Source organism: Bradyrhizobium sp. UFLA05-89, assembly GCF_059803475.1.
Genome location: NZ_JBANBA010000293.1, coordinates 1 through 705, shown reverse-complemented (window position 1 = coordinate 705; position 705 = coordinate 1). Strand labels below are relative to the sequence as shown.

Below are 705 nucleotides of genomic sequence, written 5' to 3'. Positions count from 1 at the left end.
CGACATGCACTTGAAGAACTGGTCGTTGATCTACCCCGACCGGCGGACGCCGGTCCTGTCGCCCGCCTACGATCTGCTCTCGACCATTCCGTACATCCCGGACGACAAGATGGCGCTGAACTATTCGCGCACGAAGAAGATGGCCGAATTCTCGAAGGATGAGCTGACGCATCTGGCTGCGAAGGCGAAGATATCGGAAAAGCTGGCCGTCGACACGGCCGCGGAAACCGTCCAACGCTTCAAGAAAATCTGGGCGGAGCGGAAGGCGGATCTCCCGCTGGAACGGAAAGTCGTCGAAGTCATCGATACGCATGCCGCGTCGATCCCGATCTACAACGAGCTCTGAACGTGGCCTACGATTTCCGAAATCTTTCGCCGGCAGACTTCGAGGATCTGGTCCGGGATCTCATCGGCCGCGAATTCGACGTCCGGTTCGAGGCCTTCACGGCTGGCCCCGACGGCGGTATGGACGGGCGCCATGCGCGAGGAGCCACGGCCACGATCCTGCAGGCCAAGCACTGCGACAGGTCCTCCTACGCCTCGCTCAAATCGCAGATGAAGCGCGAACGTGAAGCGATCAAAAAGCTGGCGCCCTGCCGTTACGTTCTGGCGACGTCCTGCCCACTCACGCCTAAGAACAAATCCGAACTCGCCGACGCGATCGGCGACTCGCTCTCGAGCAAAGCGGATATCCTGGGGCCGGGA

The 705-nt window shown here is 60.9% G+C and carries 1 protein-coding gene and 1 pseudogene; both read left to right on the top strand.

The features are described 5' to 3' along the window. Window positions 1-346 (top strand): HipA domain-containing protein (locus SO139_RS46340; protein ID WP_474805211.1); only part of this gene is annotated, 346 nt, incomplete at its 5' end. A gap of 2 nt (window positions 347-348) precedes the next feature. Continuing rightward, window positions 349-705, top strand: a pseudogene (locus SO139_RS46335) (hypothetical protein); the annotation flags it as partial.